The organism is Nigerium sp. (assembly GCF_039811905.1).
Taxonomy (GTDB): Bacteria; Actinomycetota; Actinomycetes; order Propionibacteriales; family Propionibacteriaceae; genus Propioniciclava.
In genome coordinates, this window is record NZ_JBDHZL010000118.1 from 1 (window position 1) to 7,902 (window position 7,902).

General features: G+C 71.8%; 8 protein-coding genes. 2 read left to right on the plus strand and 6 right to left on the minus strand.

What is annotated here, in order from left to right; all coding sequences use genetic code 11:
• Nucleotides 1-30 precede the first annotated feature (30 nt).
• From purB to purD, 5 genes are all read right to left on the minus strand, one after another.
• Nucleotides 31-1,464, minus strand: coding sequence for an adenylosuccinate lyase (purB, locus tag WMJ97_RS13365; protein WP_347349496.1), 1,434 nt, complete (start codon nt 1,462-1,464; stop codon nt 31-33).
• 148 nt (nt 1,465-1,612) lie between these two features.
• The gene (locus WMJ97_RS13370; RefSeq protein WP_347349497.1) at nt 1,613-2,236 is read right to left on the minus strand and encodes an ABC-2 transporter permease; all 624 of its coding nucleotides are present in this window, start codon (nt 2,234-2,236) and stop codon (nt 1,613-1,615) included.
• A complete protein-coding gene (locus tag WMJ97_RS13375) occupies nt 2,229-3,056 on the minus strand; it encodes an ABC transporter ATP-binding protein (RefSeq protein WP_347349498.1) in 828 nt (275 codons plus the stop codon). Before WMJ97_RS13375 ends, WMJ97_RS13370 begins: the two co-directional genes overlap by 8 nt.
• The gene (locus tag WMJ97_RS13380) at nt 3,053-3,439 is read right to left on the minus strand and encodes a GntR family transcriptional regulator (RefSeq protein ID WP_347349499.1); all 387 of its coding nucleotides are present in this window, start codon (nt 3,437-3,439) and stop codon (nt 3,053-3,055) included. Before WMJ97_RS13380 ends, WMJ97_RS13375 begins: the two co-directional genes overlap by 4 nt.
• A gap of 132 nt (nt 3,440-3,571) precedes the next feature.
• On the minus strand, nt 3,572-4,840 hold the full coding sequence (purD, locus tag WMJ97_RS13385; RefSeq protein ID WP_347349503.1) for a phosphoribosylamine--glycine ligase: 1,269 nt from the start codon (nt 4,838-4,840) through the stop codon (nt 3,572-3,574).
• 123 nt (nt 4,841-4,963) lie between these two features.
• On the opposite strand from purD, the gene WMJ97_RS13390 reads away from it, so the two are divergent.
• Nucleotides 4,964-5,686, plus strand: a complete 723-nt coding sequence (locus WMJ97_RS13390) for a L,D-transpeptidase family protein (RefSeq protein WP_347349500.1) — start codon at nt 4,964-4,966, stop codon at nt 5,684-5,686.
• A gap of 69 nt (nt 5,687-5,755) precedes the next feature.
• Here WMJ97_RS13390 and WMJ97_RS13395 read toward each other — a convergent pair whose 3' ends face one another.
• Nucleotides 5,756-7,039 carry an adenylosuccinate synthase gene (locus WMJ97_RS13395; protein WP_347349501.1) on the minus strand — a complete coding sequence of 428 codons (1,284 nt, stop codon included), beginning with the start codon at nt 7,037-7,039 and terminating at the stop codon, nt 5,756-5,758.
• 160 nt (nt 7,040-7,199) lie between these two features.
• On the opposite strand from WMJ97_RS13395, the gene WMJ97_RS13400 reads away from it, so the two are divergent.
• Nucleotides 7,200-7,889: a FadR/GntR family transcriptional regulator gene (locus tag WMJ97_RS13400; RefSeq protein WP_347349502.1), complete on the plus strand. Its 690-nt coding sequence runs from the start codon at nt 7,200-7,202 to the stop codon at nt 7,887-7,889.
• Nucleotides 7,890-7,902 lie beyond the last annotated feature (13 nt).

Here is a 7,902-nt window from a genome sequence, read left to right on the forward strand (position 1 = left end):
GGTCAGAACAGTCCGGTCAGAACAGTCCGGTCAGAGCACGTCGCCGGCGACGTAGTGGGCGCCGTCGGGGTGCTGCAACGCCAGCTCTTCCACCCGCGCGACCAGCGCGTCCACCTGGGACGCCGCCGAGCCGGTGAGTTCCAGCGGGTGCGCCACGGCGTCCTCGAGCGTCTGCTTCGAGACGCCGAGCCGCGGGTCGGCGGCGAGCCGGTCGAGCAGGTCGTTGTCCTTGCGGCCGGTGCGGCGCATGTCGAGCGCGACGGCCACCGCGTGCTCCTTGATCGCCTCGTGCGCCTGCTCGCGCCCCACCCCGTGCCGGACGGCCGCCATCAGCACCTTCGTCGTCGTCAGGAACGGCAGGTACCGCTGCAGCTCGGCCTCGATCACCGCCGGGAACGCCCCGAACTCGCCCAGCACGGTCAGGAACGTCTCGAAGAGCCCGTCGAGCGCGAAGAAGGCGTCCGGCAGCGCGACCCTCCGGACGACCGAGCACGACACGTCGCCCTCGTTCCACTGGTCGCCCGCCAGCTCGCCGACCATCGACGCGTACCCGCGCAGCACGACCGACAGGCCGTTCACGCGCTCGCAGCTTCGGGTGTTCATCTTGTGGGGCATCGCCGACGACCCGACCTGCCCCTCCTTGAACCCCTCGGTCACCAGCTCGGCGCCCGCCATCAGCCGGATCGACGTCGCCACGTTGCTCGGCGCCGCCGCCACCTGCACGAGCGCGGTCAGGGCGTCCACGTCGAGCGACCGCGGGTACACCTGCCCGGTCGAGGTGAGCACGCGGTCGAACCCCAGGTGGGACGCCACCCGCCGCTCCAGCTCGGCGAGCTTCGCGGCGTCCCCGCCGAGCAGGTCGAGCATGTCCTGCGCCGTGCCGACCGGGCCCTTGATGCCGCGCGCCGGGTAGCGGGCGATGAGGCCGTCGACGCGCTCGAAGGCGACCAGCAGCTCATCCGTCGCGGTCGCGAACCGCTTGCCGAGCGTCGTCATCTGGGCCGCGACGTTGTGCGAGCGGCCCGCGATCGGCTGGTCGCGATACTCGGACGCCAGCCGTGCGAGCGCCACGAGCACCGTGACGACCCGCTCGCGGACCAGCTTCAGCGACGTCAGCACCTGGTACTGCTCGACGTTCTCGGTGAGGTCGCGGCTCGTCATCCCCTTGTGGACGTGCTCGTGCCCGGCCAGGGCGTTGAACTCCTCGATGCGGGCCTTCACGTCGTGGCGCGTCACGCGCTCGCGGGCGGCGATGGAGGGCAGGTCGACCTGCTCCAGGACGCCGCGATAGTCGGCCAGCACCGCGTCGGGGTCGTCGCCGCCGAAGTCGACGCCGAGGTCGCGCTGGGCCTCGAGGACGGCCAGCCACAGCCGGCGTTCGGCGACGATCTTGTGCTCCGGACTCCAGATCTCCCGCATCGCGGGCGAGGCGTAGCGCGTGGCGAGCACGTTCGGGACGGTCATGACACTCCTGGTGGTCGGCGGCCCGGCCATTCTCCCACGGCTCACCCCAGGGGACGCCGCCGGCGAGACCGCGCGGAACGGACGCCGGAGCGCCGGGGCGCCGGGGCGCCGGGGCGCCGGGGCGGACCCGGCGTCCCGGCGGTCGTTCTCAGAGGTCCTGACGTTCGTAGATCCCGATCGAGACGACCAGGGACGCCGCGAAGGCCAGCAATCCCGCCCCGACGAGCACCAGGGCGCCGGTCGTCCCGGTCAGTGCCCCCACGAGGCCGGCGGAGAGGCCGCCGCCCAGCATGACCGAGCTCGTGATGAGGAGAATCCCCCCGAACCACACCAGGCTCGCCGCCCGAGGGCCCCACACCAGGGTCGCCGGCAGCATGACAGCGAGGGCGATCAGCACCGCCCCCAAGGTCGCGACCGCGCTCGCCCCGAGCCAGGTCATCGGCCTGCCGCGGGCGGCATCCGCCGCGGCCGTCACGAGCGACACGGCCAGCAGACCGGCCACGAGCGTCGCCGCCGTCACCGCGTAGTGGGCGACCACGACGGTGCGCCGCCGCAGCGGCAGCGTGCCGTAGAGCAGGTGGATGCGATCCGTGGGCGCGCGGACCAGGAGCGTCCCGACCATGACCGCGACCATCGCGGCCAGGGGCAGCGCCACGGCCGAGCCCACGAGCACGGACAACGCCCCGACGAGCGCGACGTACACGAGGATGGTGCGCCGCGCGGCGACGAGCGTCCACAGGTCGAGGCGGAGCATGGGGGCGAGTTCAGACATGGTGCGACTCCTTCGCGAGATGAACGAGGATGTCCTCGAGTGTGGGCTCCTCGGCGATCGCCCCGGACCCGAGGGCCACGGTGTCTTCCGTCGCCATCAGGCCCTCCCAGCCCACGCCGTGCTCACGCAGCCCGCGGACCAGGGGCCGCAGGGCGGCGTCCAGGCCCGACACGGGCCCGCGGACCATGCGGTAGCCGTCCACCAGGTCGTCGCGCGTGGTGGAGGCGACGATGCGGCCGTCGTCGATGATGGTCACGTAGTCGGCGATCTTGTCGAGGTCGGTCGTGATGTGCGTCGAGAAGAGGACCGCGTGCTCGGGATCGGTCATGAAGTCGGCGACGAGTTCGATCAGCTCGGAGCGCGCGAGCGGGTCGAGCCCGGACGTCGGCTCGTCGAGGATCAGCAGCTCCGCGCCGTGGCCCAGCGCCACGGCGAGTTGCAGCTTCATGCCCATGCCGCGCGAGAGTTCCTTCACCTTCTTGGACGCCTCGATGCCGGCCCAGGCGAGCAGCCCGGCGTAGCGGTCGGCGTCCCAGGCCGGGTAGAAGGGCGCGAGCGCGCGTCCGATCTGCGCGGCCGTCCAGTCGGGCACGTAAGCGGGCGCGTCGTGGACGACCCCGACCCGCGCTCGATCGATCAGCCGGACCGAGCCGGCGTCCGGACGCACGAGCCCGAGCGCGGTCTTGATGGTTGTCGTCTTGCCGGCGCCGTTCGCGCCGATGAGGCCCATGACGTAGCCGCGCGGCACGACGAGGTCGAGCGGGCCGAGGGTGAAGTCGTCGCGGTGTTTGGTGACTCCGCGCAGCTCGAGAGGATTCATGACTGCTCCTGTTCGATGACGGTGTCGAGCGCGGCGTGCAGCTCGGCGGGGGTGAGGTCCACGAGGCGAGCCTTGGCGACGGCGTCCGCGAAGTGCTCGCTCACCTCGAGCAGCACCCGCTCACGGACGAGTTCGGCGTTGCGCGGCAGGACGTAACTTCCCTTGCCGGGGACGTTCGTCACGAACCCCTCGGCCGCGAGATCGGAGTACGCGCGCGTCGTCGTGATCACGCTGACGCCCAGGTCGCGGGCCAACCCGCGAATGGACGGCAGCGCCTCCCCCTCCTCGGCGTCCCCGCGCAGGATGGCAGCCTTCAACTGCTCCTTGACTTGCTCGTAGATGGGGACGCCGGAGGTCTTCGAGAGCACGATGTCGACGCGCATGAGAACTCCTTACTGTCTATATACACCATAGACAGTAAGGACGCCGCCGCGCAAGATCCTCACTCAGGAGCGTCACCCCACCGGGCCAACCCGGCGAACCTGCTCGAATCGCGCCTGATCGGCGCGAGCCGCCTACAGCGCGGGCGTCGGGATCTCGCCGCGCCCGGCCTTCAGCGCGATGTCGCCGCGGTGAAAGAGCGTCGGGGCGTCCAGCTCGTCGACGGCCGCGTACGCGTCGCGCCTGGCCGCGGCCAGGTCGGACGCCTGCGCGACCACCCCCAGCACGCGCCCGCCGGACGCGACGAGCCCGCCGGCGGCGTCCAGCGACGTGCCGGCGTGGACGATGTGCACGTTGTCCTCGGAGCCGAACAGCCGCGGCCCCTCGATCGAGCCGCCCTTCGCCGGCGTCCCGGGGTAGCCCTCGGCGGCCAGCACGACGATGACCGCCGCGCCCGGCTTCCACGTCAGCTCCCCCACGTCGGCGAGCCGGCCCTCGGCCGCGGCGAGCAGTACCTCGCCGAGCGGCGAGTCGAGCATCGCGAGCACCGCCTGGGTCTCGGGGTCGCCGAAGCGGCAGTTGAACTCCACGACGCGCAGCCCCCGCGAGGTCAGCGCGAGCCCGGCGTACAGCAGGCCGGCGAACGGCGTGCCCCGGCGGGCCATCTCGTCCACGGTCGGCTGCACCACGCGGCTCATGATCGCCTCGACCAGCCCGGCGGGCGCCCACGGCAGCGGCGTGTACGCGCCCATGCCGCCCGTGTTGGGGCCCTCGTCGCCGTCGCCGACCCGCTTGAAGTCTTGGGCGGGCTGCAGCGGCAGCGCGGACGCCCCGTCCGTGATCGCGAACAGGCTCACCTCGGGCCCATCGAGGTATTCCTCGACCACATCCGGCAGGGACGCCTCCGCGTGCGCGATCGCCGCGACCCGCTCGGTGGTCACGATGACGCCCTTGCCGGCGGCCAGCCCGTCGGCCTTGACCACGTACGGCGGACCGAAGCGGTCGAGCGCCTCCCCCACCTCGTCGAGGGTCTCGCAGTAGACGGCCTCGGCCGTCGGGACGCCCGCCGCCCCCATGATGTCTTTCGCGAACTGCTTGGACCCCTCGATCCGCGCCGCCTCGGCCGACGGCCCGAAGCAGGGGATGCCGGCCGCGCGGACGGCGTCCGCGACGCCCGCGACGAGGGGCGCCTCGGGCCCCACGACGACGAGGCCGGCGCCCAGCGACCGGGCGAGCTCCGCCACCGCGGCCCCGTCGCCGGCGTCCACCGGGTGGTTCGTCGCAATCGCCGCCGTGCCGGGGTTGCCGGGCGCGACGTGCAGGGCGCCCACCCCGGGGTCGCGCGCCAGTGCCAAGGCGAGGGCGTGCTCGCGGCCACCGTTTCCAACGACGAGGACAGTCAGGTCTCCCACGATTCAGAGCCTATCCGTCGCAACCTCGGCGGCTGCTCCGTCGTCTCAGTAGCATCCGAAGAATCCGGCACCACCGGGGACCAGCCGACGGACCGGACGACCACAGGGGGAACCATGTCGAAGAAGATGCTGGCTGCTGCCGCCACCGCCGCGCTGACCGTGGGCGGCCTGGCGTTCGCCGGCGCGCCGGCCGCACACGCGGCGTCCGGCTGCGCCGCACAGACGGTCGGGTACGGATCACGGGGCGGCTGCGCGATGGCGGCCCAGGAGTGGCTGAAGGACCAGGGGTTCCTGACCGGCCGGTCCGACGGGAAGTTCGGCGTGGGCAGCGTCAACGCGACGCTCAACTACCAGCGCTCGCGCGGGCTCGCCGAGACCGGGACGTTCGACAAGGCCACCTGGTCGGCCATGCTGAACGGACGCCGCACGCTCGCCGCTCCGCGTCCGGCGGCCTGCCGGGCCAAGGGGGTCGTGCTGTGCGCCAACAAGGCCAAACGCACCCTCACCCTGCTGAAGGACGGCGTCGCCAAGAAGACGCTGAAGGTGCGCTTCGGCGGGTTCACCTACACCGACAACGGCAGCTACCGGATCTTCCAGACCGCCAAGGGCAGCTTCCGTGTCTACGGCAAGGACCCGAAGGCCTACTCGGCGCGCTGGAAGGCCTCCATGCCCTACTCGGTGAAGTTCGATCCGACCATGTACGTGCACTACTCCGCCGACTTCGCGAAGAAGGGCTACGCGGCCGCGAGCCACGGGTGCATCAACGTGCGCTCGAAGGCGGACGCCGCGTGGATCTACCGCAACACCCCGGTGGGCGCGAAGGTGGTCGTCTTCTGACGCTCACCCCGGGACGCCGCCCGCCGGGCGCCGGCCGGCCGCGGGGGGTGCGGCCGGCCGGACGCCCGCTCAGTCGAGCAGGTCGTGCACGGTGATCGTCTGGTCGCGGCCCGGCCCGACGCCGATGCCGGAGATGCGGCAGCCGATGAGCTCTTCGAGCCGCCGGACGTACGCCTGCGTGTTCGCCGGCAGCTCGTCGAAGGTGCGGCACTCCGAGATGTCTTCGGTCCAGCCGTCCATGAACTCGTACACGGGGACGGCGCGCACGAGGTCGCTCATGAGCACCGGGTACTTGTCGACGCGCTGGCCGTCGATGTCGTAGGCGACGCAGACCGGGATCTTCTCCCAGCCGGTCAGCACGTCGAGCTTCGTCAGGAAGATGTCGGTGACGCCGTTGAACGTCGACGCGACCTCTACCACCAGCGGGTCGAACCAGCCGCAGCGCCGCGGGCGTCCGGTCGTCGTGCCGAACTCGCCGCCGGCCTCGCGCAGGCGGTCGCCGTCGGCGTCCAGAAGCTCGGTCGGGAACGGACCCTCGCCCACGCGCGTCGTGTACGCCTTCGCGATGCCGATGATGCGGTCGATGCGCGTCGGCCCGACGCCGGTGCCGGTGCAGGCGCCGGCCGCGATCGGGTTCGACGACGTGACGAACGGGTACGTGCCGTGGTCGATGTCGAGGTGGTGCGCCTGGGCCCCCTCGAAGAGCACGAGCTTGCCCGCGTCGAGCGCCTCGTTGAGCTCGCGGCCGACGTCGCGGATCATCGGGCGCAGCCGGTCGGCGTAGCTCAGCAGGTGGTCGGCGACCTCGTTCGCGTCGATCGCGCGCTGGTTGTAGATCTTCACCAGCAGGTGGTTCTTCTGCTGCAGCGCCGCCTCGACCTTGTCGCGCAGCAGCGTCTCGTCGAGCAGGTCCTGCACGCGGATGCCCATGCGGTTGATCTTGTCGGCGTACGTGGGGCCGACGCCGCGGCCGGTCGTGCCGATCTTCCGCTTGCCCAGGAACCGCTCGGTCACCTTGTCGAGCGTGCGGTGATAGGGGGCGATGATGTGCGCGTTCGCCGACACGATGAGCCGCGACAGGTCGATGCCGCGGGCCGTCAGGTCTTCGATCTCGCCGAAGAGCACGTCGAGGTCGATGACGACCCCGTTGCCGATCACTGGGACGCCCGGGTTCAGCACCCCGGACGGCAGCAGGTGCATGGCGTACTTCTCGTCGTTCACGACGATGGTGTGCCCCGCGTTGTTGCCCCCCGAATAGCGGACGGTGTAGTCGGTGCGATCACCGAGCAGGTCGGTGCATTTGCCCTTCCCCTCGTCGCCCCACTGCGTTCCGATCACCACGATGCCCGGCATGGTCGTTCCTCACATACAAGCGGAAAGCCCGCGCAATCGCCGCGGGCTCTTACTGCGGCAGCCTAGCCGCGATCGGGCCAGCCGCACAGGGCTTCCCGCATGCGAGCATGGCGTACGCCTATCCTGGCCGCAGCGCCGTCGACCCGAAGGGAACCTCGCCATGCCGCACGGCAGCCTCGTCGACAAGACGGCGTCCTCGCTGCTGGACCGCGTGTTGGACGGCCGATTCCCGGCCGACCGCCCGCTCCCGTCGCAGGATCAGTTGGCGGACGCCCTCGGCGTCAGTCGCCTGACGGTGCGGGAGGCGGTGAAGTCGCTCACGCAGTCGGGCATCCTGCGCGTCGAGCACGGCAACGGCACCTTCGTGAACCCCACGGACCAGTGGACCGACATCGCCGCGATCTCCCGCAGCGCAGCCCTGGGCTCCGGGGCGCCGCGCGCGCTGCTCGAGGTGCGCCGGATGATCGAGCTCGGCGCAGCCGAGCTCTGCGCGACGAGGGCGGACGCCGGCGTCCTCGCTTCTTTGGACGCCCACCTCGAGGCGATGGACGCCGCGAACGCGGCCGGCGACGTGGCCGGGTTCGTCCGGCACGACATCGACTTCCACGACGCGATCCTGCGCGGCACGGGCAACCCGTTCGTGGCCGCGATCTACGACCCCCTGCGCAGCGCGCTCGAGCGCGGCCGGACGCAGACGTCGGCGTTCCCCGAGATTCGCGCCCACGCGCAGGAGCAGCACCGGTCGGTCCGGGCGGCGATCGCGAGCGGCGACCCCGGCCGGGCGCGCGCGGCGATGTCGGCCCACATGGACCAGACGCTCGCCGACCTCGAGGACCACGTGCGTCCCTGAGGGCGGGCGTCCC